Here is a 17,132-nt window from a genome sequence, read left to right as displayed (position 1 = left end):
ACACCGCCGAGACCGATCACGGCGTTTGAACAGTGACGCGGTAGCCGAGGCGGAGTTCTCTGGCGGGGTGGGCGGCGGCGGTGAGGTGCAGCCAACGGTGCAGGCCGGCGCGCGGGTCGGGGACGTAGGCGGCCTGGGTGTGGGTGATGCCGAAGGGGAAGTTCCCGGATGCCGCCGCGGCGGTGGCGGTCATCAGATGCATCTCCGCCCACAGGTGCGGTTCAGGCGCGTCTTCGGGCAGCGGACGGGTATTCGGGAGGAAGAAGCCGAACGGTTCGGCGGGGGCTCCGGAGGTATGGATGAGCGTTCCGGTGACGAATAGTCGCACCGTCCCGGTATGCACCACACAATTGGGCGTCAGGTGCAGGGGTTGGGCAGGTTGCAGCTCGAGCCGGAAAACCATGGGCCGACTGTACGGTGTCGCCATGTGCGCGAAAAGCACTGGAGCGTCGCGAAGTTCGGTTGCTCACACACCCAGCGTTCCGCAGGTCGATATCAGTGCCGACGGGTGAGTCGCAATTGTCCGATCTGGGCGAATCCGTTCGATCGCGCGGAAATGATGCGATCACCCCCGTGACTCGTCCAGCCACGCCGACGGGATATCGAGCCGAATCGGCGGCTCGTCGAGCACGCCAGGGGCCGCGCATCGGGGAACTCACGCTGCGCGACCGGCACCACGGACCACAAGCGGAACCGTCAGCGCCGAATCGGCGGCTCGCCGAGCACGCCAGGTGGGTCGCGCATCGGGGAACTCGCGCTGTGCGACGGCACCACGGACCACGAGCGGAATCCGTCAGCGACGAGATCCGGACCGACCCCGCTCGACGTCGCCCACGAAAAGCTACATCTCGCGCAGTGGTTCGATGCGCGCCGGAACATGCTTGTGCCATGGCGTTCCGGCAATCGCATCGCGCCAACCGGCATCGGTGAGTTCATTCGCGGCCACACCGGTGCGGGTGCCATCGGGCAAGTCGAGGCCCAACCCGTTGGGCAGCGAGGCATGTCCGGGCCGCATGCGGTCGTTGATTTCGACCGCGGCCACAGCGCTGCCACGCCGGGTGGTGATCCGGGCGCGCGCCCCGGTGGTGAGGCCGAGCGCGCTGGCATCGTCAGGGCTGAGGCGCAATGCTCCCTCCGGATCGCGGCGGCGCCAGCTGTTGTCGCGGAAGATGGTGTTGGCGGTGAAGGAACGCCGCTCCCCGGCCGAGAGGACGAAGGGGAATTCGGGGCTGGTGTGGGTGGCGGGCGTGTTCGGGAGTTCACCCAGCGCGCGCAGCAATTCCGGGATCGCCATCGGGATGCGCGGGTGCGGTACATAGTCCCAGGCATCCGGATAGTCGTCGACGGTGAAGGTGACACCGGAGCGCCCCGCGAGGATGGCGTCGAACAGCGCGTCGGCGGTCGGATGACCCGCGCGACGCATTGCGGCCGGATGCAGCTTCGCGACGCGCTGTGCCAGCGCCCACAGCACGGCGGCCGAGCGCGCACCATCGGGCAGCGTCGGGCCCAGGGTTTCATACAGCAGGTACGGGGCGAGGCCGCCGATCTTCTTCTGCACAGCCAACAGTGCGGCAAAGGCCAACGCGTAGGGTCGGCGGCCGAGTTTCGCGGCCGTCCGCAGCACCGCCAACTCGGTACGACCGACGACACCGAGTGCACGGATCAGGCGCGCGTAGATCTCGGGTTCGGGCAGCGTGCCCGGTAGCGGTTCGAGGACCGGTGCGCGCAGATGAAAGGTGTTGTGCGGGAACTCCAGATTGAAGAAGGTGGCCTCCCATTTCTCGAACTGGCTGGCCGCGGGCAGCACATAGTCGGCCTGGCGTGCGGTTTCGGTGAGCGCGACATCGATGACCACCACCAGATCGAGTGCGTCCAGTGCGGCACGGAAGGCGGCCGAATCGGCGAGTGAGTGTGCCGGATTCGCGGATTCGATGATCATCGCCCGGAACCGGTCGGGGTGATCGGTGAGGATCTCCTCGGCGATCGCATTGCATGGCACCATGCCGCCGAGGATCGGTGCGGCGGTCACCGGGCTGCGTTTGATGTCACGACTGTAGCCCGCCAGCGGGGCCATCCACGAATGTGGTTGCATGGCACCGGGTTTGGCGAAATTGCCGGTGAGCAGCCAGATCAGCTTGTTCAGGTAGGAGATCAGGGTGCTGTTGGGGCTCTGCTGGACACCCAGGTCCTCGTAGGTGGCGACACTGCTGGCGGTGCCGATCCGATGGGCGGCGGTGACCAGCGATTCCACTGGCACACCGCAGATTTCGGCATAGGCGGCGATATCGATATCGCGCAGCACCGCGGTGACGGCGTCGACCTGGTCGAGGTGTTCGGTGCGGAATGCGTGATCGATCAGATCGTCGCGCACCAGCACCGCGAGTATCGCGGCCAGACACCACGCGTCGGTGCCGGGACGGACCTGTAGGTGGATATCGGCGAGATCGGCGGTTTCGGTGCGCACCGGGTCGAGCACGATCATGGTGCGGGCGGGATCCTTGGCGATCTGCTGCAGGACGGTGCGGGCGCGCGGCACACCGTGGGATTGCCAGGGATTCTTGCCGAGGAATACCGAAACCTCGGCGTGTTCGAAGTCGCCGGTGGTGTGCCCCCCGGTCAGATGCGCGTCGACCCAGCCCTCGCCGGTTTTCTCCTGGGCCAGCGCGGTGGAGCGGTAGCGACTGCCCAGCGCGCGCCGCAGTGCACCGCTGTAGGCGCCGCCGAGGTGGTTGCCCTGTCCCCCGCCGCCGTAGAAGAAGATCTTGTCGCCGCCGTATGTTTCCTTGACGTCGGTGAGTCGTGCGGCGACCTCGGAAATCGCGGTGTCCCAGTCGATTTCGGTGAAGCTTCCGTCGGCTTCGCGGCGCAGCGGGGTGGTCAGGCGGGTGCCGCCGTTCTGGTAGTGGTCCAGGCGCAGTGCCTTGTTGCAGGTGTATCCGGCCGAGGCGACGTGGTCCTTGTCGCCGCGGATCTTGGCGAAGCTGCGGCCGTCGAGTTGGATCAGCAGTCCGCAGTTGTTCTCACACAGGATGCAGGCGGTCTTGTGCCATTCCTGTTGCGGCGCGGCATCATTGCGTCTGGGTCGCTCGACCCGGCTGTCTTCCGGTGCGGCGGTACTCATCGATGCTCCTCTGAGTTGTCGTCGATCGAAAGCGGAACTGAAACCGGCACGCTGATTATGGTCCTCACCATAATCGGGATGTCAAGGCCACGCCCCGCCGAAACGTTCCGTCGGGCAGCCAGAAAACGGCTCTGACCGTGCATTCTCCGCACGAACAAAACCCACTTTGTGGATCGCTGTCGGGCGCGCTACTCCTTGGCTGCGCCGATGACGGTGGTGAGATGGGCTTGCAATTCGCGGACGGTGTCCTCGAGCGGTGTGGTGGCACGCTCGACGCGACACAACGCGATCGCCCCCTCGACAGCAGCGACGGTGAGCGTGGCCAGGCGGCGCGATCGCCCCGCGTCGAGACCGTGCCGGATGAGCAGATCGGTGAGCGCGCTATTCCAACGAGCGAAGATCGCCGCGGCGGATGCGGCGAATTCCGGTGCGTCGTCATTGGTTTCCACGGCCACGGCGAAGATCGGGCAGCCCGCGCGATACTCGCTGTCGACGAGGGTGCGTCGCCACAGCGCGACGAACATATCCAGCGCGGTCGTCGGATCGTTCTCGCGGGTGATCGTTTCGATGAATTCCGACATCGAATTACCGGCCGCGGTCAAGGCGTCGGCGATCAACTGGGTGCGACCGCCGGGAAAGTGGTGGTAGACCGACCCGCGGGGCGCGCCGGTATCGGCCAGCACCCGGTCCACGCTGGTGGCGCTCGCGCCGTGGATACGCAGGGATTCGATCGTGCCCTCGATCATTCGCCGCCGCGCGTCACGCAGCCGCGGGCGCGCGGGAGCCTCCTTATTCGATCGGCGTGTCGCTGCCATGTAGCCATGGTATGGGACACCCCATAACGCGGGGGTGTCCGTCTACCGCACGCGGCTGGTGTGGAAATCCAGTACCGCGGCCAAGGTCTCCCTGGGGGCTTCGAGCTGGGGGTAGTGCCCGACCTTCGGCAACTCGACCACATCCGGATCCGGAATCAGCTCGCGATAGCGGCGCACCATATGCGCACCCGATACCGGGTCGAGCAGACCGTCGATCAGCCGCACCGGAACCGTCGCCTCGACCAGCGCGCCCACCCAGCGCGCCCGGTTCGCTCTGCGCTCACCCATATAGCGAATCAGCTTGTGCCCGTTGCTCTTGCCGTGCTTACTGCACCACAGGATCCAGTACTGATCGAGCTCATGGACACTGGGGCGGGTGTCGGGACCGAAGACCCCGGCCAAGGTGCGGCGGAAGACGCGCTCGGTACCCAGCACCCCGAGCAGCGGTCCCAGCGGACTCGCCAGCAGCTTCTGTGCCGGGCGCGCCCGGTGGGTCTCCGGGAACAGACCGCCGTTGAGCAGGCATACCGATTCGATCACCAGCGACTCGTCGCCGTCGGCGCGGCGCTGTGCGTCGCGTGCCAACAATTCCTGGGCGACGGTGTCGCCGTAATCGTGGGCCAGGATGTGTGTTCGGGAAATCCCCTGCTCACGCAGCAGGTTCTCGTGGATATCGGCCTGATCGGCGATCCGGTATTCGTAGTTGCGGGGTTTGGCCGACCAGCCGAAGCCGATCATATCCGGGGCGATGAGCCGCGCGAACCGCTCGCGCAGACCCGGCCATACCGCATGCCAGTCCCAGGACGCGGTCGGGAAACCGTGGATACAGAGCAGATTTCCCGCACCGGCACCGGTGCTGTCCTGCCAGAAGATCTGATGGCCGCGGTGGGTGTGGCGGCGACCGCTCGCCCGCCAGGACGCAAACTCTTCCATGTCTACCTCCTTCGTGCCGACAACTATCGCGCGCGAACGCTACCTCCACTGGCATTCCGGGGAACCGAACCACACTGTCCGTGTCACGTACCGCATGGTCTTTTCGAGCCGGGTGTTTGCTCTGCGAGAATGCCACCGTGCATGTCGCGATCGGCCTCGTTGTTCTAGTCGCCTCGGCGGCGTCGCTCGCGGCGCTCGCGCGACGGTTCGGGATATCCGAACCGCTGGTGTTGACCCTGGCCGGGGTGGTCGCGTCGTATTTGCCGCATGTTCCCCAGGTGCACCCGGATCCCGAGGTCATCCTGCTGGGGTTCCTGCCGCCGCTGCTCTACACCTCGGCGATTCGCACCTCACTGGTCGATTTCCGGGCCAATGCGCGCACCATCGCGCTGCTGTCGGTCGGTCTGGTGCTGTTCAGCACGTTCGCGGTCGCGGCGGTGGTGTGGTGGCTGCTGCCGGTGTCCTTCGCGATGGCGGTGGCGCTCGGCGCGGTGGTCGCGCCGACGGACGCGGTGGCCGCCACCGGGATCGCGCGACGCATCGGCATGCCGCGCCGGATCGTCACCATCCTCGAAGACGAGTCGATGTTCAACGACGCCACCGCGCTGGTGACCGTGCGCACCGCGATCGCGGCGGCCGCGGGCACGGTGTCGGTGTGGAAGGCCGGTGGTGACTTCCTGCTCGCCGCCGGCGGTGGCGCGGCGGTGGGCATCGTGGTCGCCTATCTGCTGGCGATGCTGCGCCGGCGCATCACCGATCCGGTGCTGGACACCACGCTGTCGTTCCTGGCGCCGTTCGTCGCCTATCTGCCCGCCGAAGGAATCCAAGCCTCCGGTGTGATCGCGGTGGTGACCTGCGGCATGGTCCTGGGCCACGGTGCGCCGGTGTGGCAGAGCGCGGCCTCCCGGATCGCCGAACGCACCAACTGGCGCACCATCCAATTCATCCTGGAAAGCGTCGTCTTCCTGATAATCGGGCTGCAGATGCGCGCGATCATCGAGGGCGCGTGGGACAGCGGCCTCGACCACACCACCCTGATCGTGGCTGCGGTGGCGGTCATGCTGGCGGCGATGCTGTCGCGGCCGCTGTGGGTGTTCCCGGTCGCGCTGCTCTCGCGCAAGCTCGGATTGTCGAATGCCGATGTGCCGGTGAGTCATCCGGTGGTGGTGTCGTGGGCGGGCATGCGCGGTGTGGTCACCCTGGCCGCGGTGCTGCTGCTGCCCGACTCCGAGCAGCTGCCGGTGCTCAAACTGCTCGCGCTCGTCGTGGTCGCGGGAACACTACTGCTGCAAGGGACTTCGCTGCCGTGGGTGGTGCGGCGGCTGGGTGTGCGCGGTCCCAGTCGCGCGGAAAACGCGTTGCAGAAGGCGAACCTTTTGCAGCAGGCGACCACCGCCGGAATGGACGAGCTGGAAAAGCACATCACCCCGGATACACCGCCCGGTGTCGTGGAGACACTGCGCGATCGGGTCACCTGGAAGACCAACGCGGCCTGGGAGCGGCTGGGCCGCTCGGAATCGGAACTGGCGACACCGACCGCGGAATATCGGCGGCTGCGGCTGGAAATGCTGCGCGCGGAGCGGGAAACCGTCCTGCGCGTGCGGGATTCCGGTGGCGCGGACTACGAGATCCTGCAGTACGTGCTGTCGCGGCTCGATCTCGAGGAATCGATGATCGACCGCTACGACGAAACCGAAGAGGAGCGCGTCGAACCGCTCGCCGGCCCCGCGGCGGCGGAAGGCTGCGCGCACCTACAGTCCGCGCCACTGGTGCGCGAACCCACCGAACCCGACGAATGCAAGGAATGCATCGCCGAGGGATACACCTGGGTGCATCTGCGAATGTGCCTGTCCTGCGGGCACGTTGCCTGCTGTGACTCCTCGGTGGGCAATCACGCCACCAAACACTTTGCCAGCACCGGTCATCCGGTGATGCGCAGCGTGGAGCCGGGCGAGGCGTGGCGGTGGTGCTATGTGGACGAACTACTCGGCTGAGCGGCGGGCATGGGAGTAGATCAACCGCGCGTACTGGGCCAACAGCTGATCCAGTGAAATGTCCTCCCCGCCCGCGGCGATCTGCTGGTAGCCGATCAGCATCGACATACCGAGCGCGGTGACCACCGCGGTGGTTTCCTCATCGCCCACAACACCTTTGATCGCCTTGTGCACGGTGCGGCGGCGCGATTCGTCGACGCGCTTGAGCGCCAGATTCACCGATTCGTCATTGGCGGCCCAGGCGCGGATCGCGGCCTCGGCGGCGTGGTGCAGGCCCGAGGCGAGGTCGGACATGGCGCGGATGTCGTCGTCGGGATTGCCCTGGTTGAACTTCAGCGTGCGCAGGATGATGACCTGACGGTTCTCCCAATGCTCGAGCAGCGCGTCCACGAAGCCCTGCCAGCTGCCGAAATGGTGGTAGAACGAACCGCTGGTCACCCCGAGTCGGCGGCACAGCACGCCGATATTGAGGCCTTTGAAGCCGAGTTCGGCCAAGACCTCCAGAGCGGTGTCGAAGTACTGCTCCTTGGTGACCACTCGTGACATACGCAGGCGCCGTTTCTGTTCGTGCGGGCAAGGCGGAGGACCAGACAGTACCGCATCGTATTGCCGTCGCGCTGCAACGTTACGAAGTCCACGCCCAGGCGTTACCGCACCGCGAAAGTACCCGTGACCGGGCGAAACATGCAGCGGGATAGTCGAAGCGTGTTTGCCGATGGGATGCCGATTTATAACAGAGCAATTGCTCTGTTATAGTCATGGCATGCCCCGCCCGCGGACCCATGACCCCGACACCGTGCTCGATGCCGCGGAGTCGCTGGCGGTGCGTTCGGGACCCGCGGCGGTCACCATCAGGGCCGTCGCGGCGGCAACCGGCGTATCCAACGGCGCGATCTATCACACCTTCGGTTCGCGTGCGGAACTGCTCGGGCGCAGCTGGCTACGGGCGGCGGGACGGTTTCTGCGAATGCAGACCGAGTCGGTCGAGGCGCATCTGTCCGCGAACGAGGACAGCTCAGGCGCGCTCGAGGCGGTGGTGGCCGCGGCCGAGACACCGGTGGAGTTCGCGCGGCGATACCCGGACTCCTCGAAACTGCTGTTGACCGTCTCGCGTGACGAACTGCTCGGCGGCGAACTGCCCGAACAGGTCGAAGCCGAACTCGCCGGAACCGATGACGCGCTGGTACGACTGCTCATCCGGCTCTCGCGCGCCCTGTGGGGCCGCGCGGATGCCGCAGCGGTCGACGTGATCACCACCTGCGTCGTCGATCTGCCGACCGGCATCCTGCTGCGCCGCGACCGAATCACCAAACCCATTGCCCGCGAACACCTTCGCGCAGCCGTGCACGCGGTGCTCGCGGTCGGCCCACCCGAATCACACCCGGAGCAAGGAAGAGCATGAGCACACTGAGCTACCACGAAAAGATCGCCGTCCTCGACCTCGGCGACGACGAAAACCGTTTCACTCCGGACTTTCTCGACGCGGTCAACGCCCACCTCGACACCGCGCTCGCCGAGGACGCACACGCTCTGGTGACCACCGCGAGTGGCAAGTTCTACTCCAACGGCCTGGACCTGGACTGGCTGCTGGCCAACGGTGAGCGCACCCAGTGGTACATCGGCCAGGTGCAGGCCCTGTTCGCCCGCGTGCTCACCCTGCCCATCCCCACCGCCGCCGCGCTGCCCGGACACGCCTTCGGCGCCGGTGCCATGCTCGCCCTCGCCCACGATTATCGGGTGATGCGCGCCGACCGGGGCTTCTTCTGCCTGCCCGAGGTCGATATCCGCATCGTGTTCACCCCGGGCATGGCCGCGCTGATCCAGTCCAAGCTGACACCCAAGGCCGCCGTGGCCGCGATGACCACCGGCCGCCGCTTCGGCGGCATCGATGCCTCGGACCTGGACATCGTCGACGCCACCGCGGGTGAAGGCGCAGTCGCCACCGCCGCCCTCGCGATGCTCGCCCCGCTCGGCGGCAAGGATCCCGCCACACTGGGCGCGATCAAGAAGACCATGTTCGGTCCGGTCCTCGCCAAGCTGGCCGAATCCGGCTCGTGAAACGGTAGGTTCGCCACAAATCAACAGAGGAGCCCGACATGACCGAGGCCGCCACCCTGCGACGCCAGGGCCATATCGCGATCATCACACTGAACCGGCCCGAGGCGATGAACGCGGTGAACTCCGCGCTCTCGATCGCCGTCGGCGCGGCACTCGAGGAGTTGGCGACCGATCCGGAACTGCGGGCCGGGGTGATCACCGGGGCCGGTCGCGCGTTCTGCGCGGGCGCCGACCTGAAAGAACTGGCTCGCGGCAACGGCATCCACGACCCGCGGCATCCGGAGTACGGATTCGCCGGGCTGGTGCAGCATTTCATCGACAAACCGCTCATCGCCGCGGTCAACGGATTCGCCCTCGGCGGCGGCACCGAGATCGTCTTGGCCTGCGATCTCGCGGTGATGAGCGCCGAGGCCGAACTCGGACTGCCCGAGGTCACCCGAGGATTGTTCGCCGCCGCGGGTGGCGTGCTGCGTCTGCCGCGCCAGATCCCACCCAAGATCGCCCACGAGATGGTGCTGACCGGAGCGCCGATCGACGCCGCGGCGGCCGCGCAGTGGGGGCTGGTCAACCGGGTCGTCCCGGCCGATCAGGTGCTGCCCACCGCGATAGCGCTCGCCGAGACCATCGCCGCCAACGCACCGCTATCGGTGCGCGCGTCCAAGCGAATCATGCACCGCGCCAACGAATTCGGCTCCGACTGGGAGAATCCGATGTGGGAGATGAGCATGCAGGAGGCCGGACCGATCTTCGCCAGCAAGGACGCGCTGGAAGGGCCGCGCGCGTTCGCGGAGAAGCGTGCGCCGCGGTGGCGCGGGGAATGATGGCGCCGGAGGCCACCTCCGGCGCGTGCGGGGATTCGTGGCCGGACCCGCCGAATCATGCTTGGGCCGCGGGATGTTCGCCACGCCAGCGGACGCGCTACCCGGACCCGTTGTCCGGCGCGCCCGTCAGGTGCTTGTCGAAGAAAGCGAAGATGCGGTGCCAGGCGTCGCGGGTGGCCTCGGCGTCGTAACCGAGACCGGCGACCCGCAGGACCGGGTCGATGTCGAAGACATTCGCGAAGCCGTGCATGGTGCCCGGATAGGTCTTGATGTCGTGCTCGACGCCGAGATCGGTCAGCGCACGATCGAGTTTACCTCCCGCGCCGACAAGTAACGGGTCGCGCTGGGCGTAGCTGGCCACCACCGGGCATGCGCCATCGAGTTGGGCGCGGTAGTCGCCGTAGAGGCCAGGATAGAACGGTGCCGCCGCGTCGAAACCCATTGGCGCGGTGAGCAATGCGAAGCCGCCACCCAGGCAGAAGCCGACGACGGCGGTCTTGCCGGTGCAGTCGGGGTCGGCGACGAGCCGGTCGCGGGCGGCGAGGATCTCCCGGATCGTCGGACTGGCGCCGGTGAAGATCAACGACCGCATCACCGCGCGGATACAGCGCACCCTGCCATTGGCGAACAGGTTCGGGGCAATCGTGAGATAGCCGTAGTCGGCCAGCATTTCGACATTGCCGCGGATATCCGCGCCGAAACCGACACCGTCGTGCAGGACCACGACACCGGGCCACGGGCCGTCCCCGGTCGGGCGGGCCAGAATCGCCTCGAGAGCGCCGTCCGGTGCGTCGAGCTCGATGGTGTTCATGCCAGCAATGTAGGCCACTGTCCCAGACGTGTACAGCGATCGCGTGGCCAGCCATGTCGCGGAAGGTGGATTTCGGAGTCGATCGTGAAATCCGCAGTGCCGCGGCGGCGGTTGGTTTAACCTCTGCCGACGCGGTGTCCCCGGGTCAGCGCGTTGTTCGAGCGAAAGAGTGAGATGTTCATGTTTCGGCTGCCGCGGCGCGCGCTCTGTGTCGCGACCACCCTGGCGCTCACCATGTTCGCCGCCTCGACACTCGCGGCGGCCGACAGCGGTGACTACGCCGAATACGATCCCGACCCGACCGGCGACGCCTACCTCGATCAGCATTTCGACACCGGCGGTCTGCCCGACGGCGCGATCCTGTCCTCGCGATCGGTGCAGATCCTGCCGCCGCTGGCCGCCACCAACGACTTCGCCGCCTGGCAGGTGTGGTTCAAATCCACTGCCGCCGACGGCACCTCGATCGCCGCGCTCACCACGATCATGAAACCGAAGACCTGGAACGGCCGCGTCGTCAGCAACAACTACGCGATCGACAGCGTTGGGCTGCAATGCAATCCGTCCTACCAGCTGACCCATTCGGTCTCCATCGAGGCGCCCGATATCACCCGCCAACTGCTCGGCCACGGTTACGCGGTCGTGATGACCGACTACCAGGGCCCGAAGATGGCCTACGCGCACGGGCCCACCCAGGCACGCGAAGTGCTCGACGGAATCCGTGCCGCACTGCAGTTTCCGGCCGCCGGACTGACGGGCAGCCCCGCCACGATGATCGGCTACAGCGGCGGCGCCATCGCCACCGTATGGGCCGCACAGCTACAGCCCAGCTATGCCCCCGAACTGCGCATCCTCGGCGCCGCGGCCGGTGGCACACCCGCCGACCTGAGCCTGCTGCGCAAGACCATGGACGGCAAACCGCCCGCCGCGGCGCTGTATCTGATGGCGGCGCTCGGGGTCGCCCGAGCCACGCCCGCGGCCTTCGACCTGCTCAACGACACCGGAGTACGGACCGCGCAGGAAAGCAAAAACCTCTGCTCCAGCGCCGCCCTCCTCGGTGCCGCGCCGGTCGCACTGCGCACGCTGACCAAGGTAGACCCATACCCCACCGAAGTCGTCCAACGGATCTACCGCGAAACCAAAGCCGGGGGCCTGACCCCGACAATGCCGATCTACCTGTGGCACGGCCTGTTCGACGAATGGATACCAGCCGCTGGCGCACAAGCACTACAGCAGCGATGGAAGAACGCCGGGGTGGACGTATCTCTGACCCTGCTCCCATGCGACCACGTCACCTGCGCCTTCACCCCCGGCGCGATCGACCGGATCGACACGTGGATGGGCGTCGCCTGACGATCGGCCGTCGTCGACCTCGACCAGCAGCGTCTTGTCGCTCTGAACGACCGAGCCAGCCGGTACCGGTCGACGTTGTCGGGAAGAAGGCAATTCGGCGCATGCGTGCTGAAGTCCAGCGTGGCGGCGGTTCCCTGCGGAGATGCGACTGCCTCGGGTTCACAGCACTGATACCGATCGGGGCTTGCGCCGGCGCGATACCTCCCGTTCGGACCCGGCGTGTGGTGGCGGCGGCTCATGTGCGAGTCTTGAGGTGTCGACTCAGGGAAAGGGCTGCTCATGACGCTCGGTATGGTCCTCGGCGACTTCGGTGCTCGCGCTTCGACGCGGAACCGCTAGTCCGTCCTCACAGCCTCGGCTGACCCAGGCCGTTCTTCCGCTCCTCGTCGAAGTGCTCGCCGTGCCATCGCACGTCCGATCACGAGGAGCACCCCATGTCGACCATTCACTGGACCGAAGCAGACACCGACCACAGCGCACAGTGGCATTCCGAAAGCGCGACGGCGGTGCCCACGCACGTCACCATCGCCGATGACCGTATGCGCGCGGATACCGCCTACCGCCTGGCCTGCCAGGGGACGGCGCTGCTGTGGCGCGGCGATTTCCACAACGCGCGTCAGCTATTGCGGGCATTGAGCCACCGCATCGACCGCAAACCCGTTCCGGCGGGCTCGGGCCCGGCCGAATCCTTCCACCTGTATCGGCGGGCACGTGGGCAGCGGGCTCGGGTGTTGGGCAGACTGGTCGTGCAGTTGGAGCCGGACCATACGCTGGCATTGCGGCGCGCACCCGATGTACGGCAGGCATGTACCGAGGCTTATGGGTCGGCGCGCGAGCCGATGGTGATCGCATTGACCGAACTACTCGGGGCGATCGGGGCGCATGAGTGGCGCGAAAATGGTATTTTGATACCGGCTCTCGGCGCGCGGATCCATCCGCACTACGGGGTGTTCTCCCCCGTGCGCGGCGAATACGTCGATCTGGTCGCCCAAGCGCCGTTGCCGGTGGAGCACCGCACCGCATTCGATCTCGGAACCGGAACCGGTGTGCTCGCGGCAGTGCTGGCCCGCCGCGGTGTCGACCACATCGTCGCCACCGATATCAATCCGCGCGCACTCGACTGCGCCCGCGACAATATCGACCGCCTCGATCTCACGAACCGCATCGATGTGCGTGGCCCTGCCCTGTACCCCGACGGCCGAGCGCACCTGATCGTCTGCAACCCGCCGTGGCTTCCGCTGCGTCCGACCTCGACCGTCGAACAAGGTGTCTACGACCCGAACAGCACCATGCTGCGCGCCTTCTTGACCGACTTGCCCGCTCACCTCGAACCCGGCGGCGAGGCCTGGCTGGTCCTGTCCGATCTGGCCGAACGCCTCGGCCTGCGCACCCGCTCAGAACTGCTCACCGCCATCGACTCGGCAGGTCTGCAGGTCATCGACCGGATCGACACCCGACCCCAGCACTCCCGACCCCGCGACACCACAGATCCGCTCCACGCCGCACGAGCCGCGGAGGTGACCTCCCTGTGGCGTCTGGCCGCCCGGATACCGTGCCGGCACCAATGACTCATCAAGTGACCCCTCGCAAGCCGTGGCGACCAGCCTGGAAAGCGGGTCGGGGCGGGCGAATTCGGGGGAAACGGCACGCGGGGATCGGGTGGCAACTTACGGTCGGGAAGAGAATGTGGCTGTAGTGATTGTGGTGTGTGATGACCGAATCGAATACCTCCTGTGCCGCCTTCCAGCGGGTGGCGGCGATCGATCCCGATGCGATCGCGGTGCGCTCCATCGGTGGCGGGCACGCGTTGACCTGGCGGGAGTACGCCGAGCAGGTTCGGCATATCGCGGCGGGATTGCATGCGCTGGGGATCGGACGCGGGGATACCGTCGCCTTGATGATGGCCAATCGGGTCGAGTTCTACCCGATCGAGGTGGGCGCGCAGCACACCGGAGCGACCTCGTTCTCGGTATACAACACCCTCGCACCAGAGCAGCTGAACTATGTGTTCGGCAATGCGGGCAATCGGGTGGTGATCTGCGAGGAACAGTACGTCGAGCGGGTGCGCACCTGCGGCGCCCAGATCGAGACGATCGTGTGCATGGATGCCGAGCATGCCGGAACGATCAGTCTCGCGGAGCTGAAGGCCAAGGGCCGCAACGATTTCGACTTCGAGGCGACATGGCGTTCGGTGCGGCCCGACGATATCGCGACGCTGGTCTACACCTCCGGCACCACCGGAAATCCGAAGGGCGTCGAGATCACCCACGCCAACCTGACGGCCGAGGCGCACGCCTTCAACGCCGTACTCCCCGTGGAATTCGGCGACCGCCAGATCTCCTACCTGCCGACCGCACATATGGCCGACCGGTTCACCGCGCTGTATCTGCAGGAGTACTACGGCATCCAGATCACCGTCGTGCCGGACCGCAACCAACTGCCGGCGGCGCTTTTGGATGCGCGCCCGACGATTTGGGGTGCGGTGCCGCGGGTGTGGGAGAAGTTCAAGGCCGCTGTCGAATTCTCGGTCGCCAATGAGCCCGACGAAACCACAAGGGCCGCACTGCAATGGGCCCTCGGCGTGGCCGCGCGCAAGGCTGCGGTGCTGCTCGAGGGCGGAACCGTCGATGCGCAGTTGTCCGCCGAATGGGCGAGGGCCGACGAGTTGGTGCTGTCGAAGCTGCGCGCCAAACTCGGGCTGGACCAGGTGAAGTGGGCGATGTCGGGTGCCGCGCCGATCCCTCCGGAGACTCTCGGCTTCTTCTGTGGTCTGGGCATTCCCATCTCCGAGATCTGGGGTATGTCCGAACTGACCTGTGTCGCCAGCGCCAGCCCACCGGCCGAGGCGCGCCTGGGCACCGTCGGACGGATGCTGCCCGGCTCGGAAGCCAAGATCGCCGACGACGGCGAATTCCTGGTCCGCGGACCGCTCGTGATGAAGCGCTACCGCAAGGAACCGGGCAAGACCGCCGATGCGATCGACGCCGACGGTTGGCTGCACACCGGCGACATCCTGACCCGCGAAACGGACGGCTATCTACGGGTGGTCGATCGCAAGAAGGAGCTCATCATCAACGCGGCCGGAAAGAATATGTCCCCGGCCAATATCGAGAACACCATCAAGGCCGCCACCCCACTGGTCGGCTCGATAGTCACCATCGGCGACGCCCGCCCCTACAACACCGCCCTGATCGTGCTCGACGCCGAATCCGCGATACCCTATGCGACCCAACGCGGTCTGCCCGACGCCTCCGCCACCGCACTGGCCGCCGACCCGGGTGTCATCGCCGAAATCGCCCAGGGCATCGCCGCGGGCAACGCGAAACTGTCCCGAGTGGAACAGATCAAACGCTTCACCATCCTGCCCACCTTCTGGGAACCCGGCGGCGACGAGATCACCCTCACCATGAAACTGCGCCGCAAGCCCATCGCGACCAAATACGCCACCGAAATCGAAACCCTCTACGCCCCAGCCCTATCCACCACCACCCATGAACCAGCCCCTCGAATCCCCGCCGAGGACCCCACGCCTGAACAAGCGATCACCATGTAACGGTGCGGGAAACGTCGAGAGCGAGCCGCCAGCGCATTCTCACGCCTCGGCGCGCAGGGCTTCGACGGGGCAGGTGTCGATGGCGAGTTGGGCGTCGGGGTGGTCGGGGGTGGGGATGGGGTCGGTCAGGATGCGGACTTTGCCGGTGTTGTCGACCTGGAAGATGTGCGGCAGTAGGGCTTCGCACATGGCGTGGCCTTGGCAGCGGGTTCGATCGGCGGTGATTCTCATGCGGGCCGCCGGGTTTCGACGCGGGCGGCTTGCAGCTTGATCGGGAGGCCGTCCAGTGGGATGGGGCCGGTCGCCCAGCCCATCGGCGGGACATATCCGGCGGGTACCGACCACTGGTAATGCAACAGCATGCGATGCATGATCGCCTTGACGGTCATACCGCCGAAGTACAGGCCGATGCATTTGTGGGCTCCGCCGCCGAAGGGCGCCCAGACGTAACGGTGGGTTTTGTCCTCTTGGCGTTCGGCGGTGAAGCGTTCCGGATCGAAGACATCCGGGTCGTGCCACCAGCGGTCGATCCGCATCGCCGAATGCGAGCCGATGATCACGATGGTGCCCGCGGGCAGGAAGTGGCCCTGAATCGCGGTGTCGCGCACCGTCTCCCGGATCTGCTGACCGACCGGGGAGTACATTCGCAGGATCTCCTTGAACACCAGATCCAGGGTGGGCAGCCGATCCAGATCGTCGTAATCGAGCCAATCCTTGCCCAGCGCTTGCGATTCGGCGCGCAGCCGATCCTGCCACTGCGGATGCAGACCGAGTTGATAGCCCATCATCGCCAATGCGATGGTGCTGGTATCGTGCGCGGCCATCAGCACGAAGATCAGATGGTCGACGATGTCCTGATCGGTGAAGGTATGGCCCTCGTCGCTCGCGGTATGGCACAGCACGCTGAACAGGTCGTCGCCGGTGCCCGCGCGTCGGGCGGGCATTTCCCGGCGGCAGTACTCCTCGAGCACTTTGCGCCCGCGTAGGCCCTTGGCCCACACGCCGCCGGGCAGATTGGTGCGCACGAATGCCTGCCCGCCGCGCACCGCGTCGATGAACGCGCGCTCGAGCCGCATCGCCTCGGAGCCGAGTCGTGCGCCCATGAACACCTCCGATGCCATCCGCAGCAGCAGATGTTTGGTCGCAGGGAAAAGCTGAAAGTCGTTGGCGGGCAACCAATCGTCCATGCCGCGCGCGATCGCCGGTGTGGTGATGTCGAGGTAGCCGACCAGCCGCGGCCGGGTGAAGGCCTGCTGCAGGATACGCCGGTGATAGCGGTGCTCGTCGAAATCGCGCAGCAGGATGCCGCCACGGAAGAACGGTCCGATGAAGAAGTCGTAGCCGCTCTTGGCGGAGTACACCTTGTCCCGGTCGGCGAGCACCTCCTCGATCGCCTCCGGGCTCACCACCATCACGACCTGCCGTCCGAGCAGTCCGGACCACTGCACGGGACCGTATTTCTCGAAACGCCGCCGGGCGAAATCGAGATTGTCCGTCATGGCTGGGAGGGCGTGCCCGATCACCGGTAGCCCGTAATCGCCTAGTATCGGCCGCAATTCACTACCAGCGGGTGGTTCGGCGAGGGCTCGGGTCCGCGACGGATAGCGCTCGGCCAGCGCGGATGCGGCGTATTTTGCCCGTCGGCCCATCGTCGACATCATGGTCGTCCTCTCGCA

15 protein-coding genes are annotated in these 17,132 nt (G+C 66.5%); 7 read left to right on the top strand and 8 right to left on the bottom strand.

Features of this window, described 5'->3' with window-relative positions; translation table 11 throughout:
* Positions 1–16 precede the first annotated feature (16 nt).
* The 4 genes from ACQP1T_RS21065 to ACQP1T_RS21050 form a co-directional block, all read right to left on the bottom strand.
* Positions 17–403, bottom strand: coding sequence for a hypothetical protein (locus ACQP1T_RS21065; protein WP_433754762.1), 387 nt, complete (start codon positions 401–403; stop codon positions 17–19).
* A gap of 438 nt (positions 404–841) precedes the next feature.
* Entirely contained in the window at positions 842–3,121 is a 2,280-nt protein-coding gene (locus ACQP1T_RS21060) for a molybdopterin-dependent oxidoreductase (RefSeq protein ID WP_433754761.1), read from the bottom strand.
* A gap of 188 nt (positions 3,122–3,309) precedes the next feature.
* Positions 3,310–3,936 carry a TetR/AcrR family transcriptional regulator gene (locus ACQP1T_RS21055; protein ID WP_433754760.1) on the bottom strand — a complete coding sequence of 209 codons (627 nt, stop codon included), beginning with the start codon at positions 3,934–3,936 and terminating at the stop codon, positions 3,310–3,312.
* Between the two features lie 42 nt (positions 3,937–3,978).
* Positions 3,979–4,869, bottom strand: a complete 891-nt coding sequence (locus tag ACQP1T_RS21050) for an alpha/beta fold hydrolase (protein WP_433754759.1) — start codon at positions 4,867–4,869, stop codon at positions 3,979–3,981.
* Positions 4,870–5,006: 137 nt separating this feature from the next.
* On the opposite strand from ACQP1T_RS21050, the gene ACQP1T_RS21045 reads away from it, so the two are divergent.
* Entirely contained in the window at positions 5,007–6,863 is a 1,857-nt protein-coding gene (locus tag ACQP1T_RS21045) for a Na+/H+ antiporter (protein ID WP_433754758.1), read from the top strand.
* On the opposite strand, the gene ACQP1T_RS21040 is transcribed toward ACQP1T_RS21045, so the two are convergent.
* Entirely contained in the window at positions 6,852–7,409 is a 558-nt protein-coding gene (locus ACQP1T_RS21040) for a TetR/AcrR family transcriptional regulator (protein ID WP_433754757.1), read from the bottom strand. The genes ACQP1T_RS21045 and ACQP1T_RS21040 overlap by 12 nt on opposite strands.
* Positions 7,410–7,626: 217 nt before the next feature.
* Here ACQP1T_RS21040 and ACQP1T_RS21035 point away from each other — a divergent pair, with 217 nt between their 5' ends.
* The 3 genes from ACQP1T_RS21035 to ACQP1T_RS21025 are packed head-to-tail and all read left to right on the top strand — an operon-like array spanning position 7,627 to position 9,742.
* Entirely contained in the window at positions 7,627–8,265 is a 639-nt protein-coding gene (locus ACQP1T_RS21035) for a TetR/AcrR family transcriptional regulator (protein WP_433754756.1), read from the top strand.
* On the top strand, positions 8,262–8,921 hold the full coding sequence (locus tag ACQP1T_RS21030) for an enoyl-CoA hydratase-related protein (RefSeq protein ID WP_433754755.1): 660 nt from the start codon (positions 8,262–8,264) through the stop codon (positions 8,919–8,921). The genes ACQP1T_RS21035 and ACQP1T_RS21030 overlap by 4 nt, the downstream gene beginning before the upstream one ends.
* Positions 8,922–8,959: 38 nt before the next feature.
* Positions 8,960–9,742, top strand: a complete 783-nt coding sequence (locus ACQP1T_RS21025; RefSeq protein ID WP_433754754.1) for a crotonase/enoyl-CoA hydratase family protein — start codon at positions 8,960–8,962, stop codon at positions 9,740–9,742.
* A gap of 97 nt (positions 9,743–9,839) precedes the next feature.
* Here ACQP1T_RS21025 and ACQP1T_RS21020 read toward each other — a convergent pair whose 3' ends face one another.
* Positions 9,840–10,553, bottom strand: a complete 714-nt coding sequence (locus ACQP1T_RS21020; protein WP_433754753.1) for a dienelactone hydrolase family protein — start codon at positions 10,551–10,553, stop codon at positions 9,840–9,842.
* A gap of 174 nt (positions 10,554–10,727) precedes the next feature.
* Here ACQP1T_RS21020 and ACQP1T_RS21015 point away from each other — a divergent pair, with 174 nt between their 5' ends.
* The 3 genes from ACQP1T_RS21015 to fadD11 all read left to right on the top strand — a co-directional run bounded on the left by ACQP1T_RS21015 (position 10,728) and on the right by fadD11 (position 15,456).
* A complete protein-coding gene (locus ACQP1T_RS21015; protein WP_433754752.1) occupies positions 10,728–11,903 on the top strand; it encodes a lipase family protein in 1,176 nt (391 codons plus the stop codon).
* A 434-nt stretch (positions 11,904–12,337) separates the two neighbouring features.
* Complete coding sequence (locus ACQP1T_RS21010; protein WP_433754751.1) at positions 12,338–13,471, top strand: methyltransferase; 1,134 nt, start codon at positions 12,338–12,340, stop codon at positions 13,469–13,471.
* Positions 13,472–13,614: 143 nt separating this feature from the next.
* Positions 13,615–15,456: a fatty acid--CoA ligase FadD11 gene (fadD11, locus tag ACQP1T_RS21005; protein ID WP_433754750.1), complete on the top strand. Its 1,842-nt coding sequence runs from the start codon at positions 13,615–13,617 to the stop codon at positions 15,454–15,456.
* 39 nt (positions 15,457–15,495) lie between these two features.
* Here the strand turns inward: fadD11 and ACQP1T_RS21000 are convergent, their stop codons facing one another.
* A complete protein-coding gene (locus ACQP1T_RS21000) occupies positions 15,496–15,687 on the bottom strand; it encodes a ferredoxin (RefSeq protein WP_433754749.1) in 192 nt (63 codons plus the stop codon).
* A complete protein-coding gene (locus ACQP1T_RS20995) occupies positions 15,684–17,105 on the bottom strand; it encodes a cytochrome P450 (protein ID WP_433754748.1) in 1,422 nt (473 codons plus the stop codon). Before ACQP1T_RS20995 ends, ACQP1T_RS21000 begins: the two co-directional genes overlap by 4 nt.
* Positions 17,106–17,132 lie beyond the last annotated feature (27 nt).

This window comes from Nocardia sp. CA-135398 (assembly GCF_050955845.1).
Taxonomy (GTDB): domain Bacteria; phylum Actinomycetota; class Actinomycetes; order Mycobacteriales; family Mycobacteriaceae; genus Nocardia.
The sequence above is the reverse complement of the archived record's forward strand: the minus strand, read 5'-3'. Positions and strand labels throughout refer to the sequence as shown.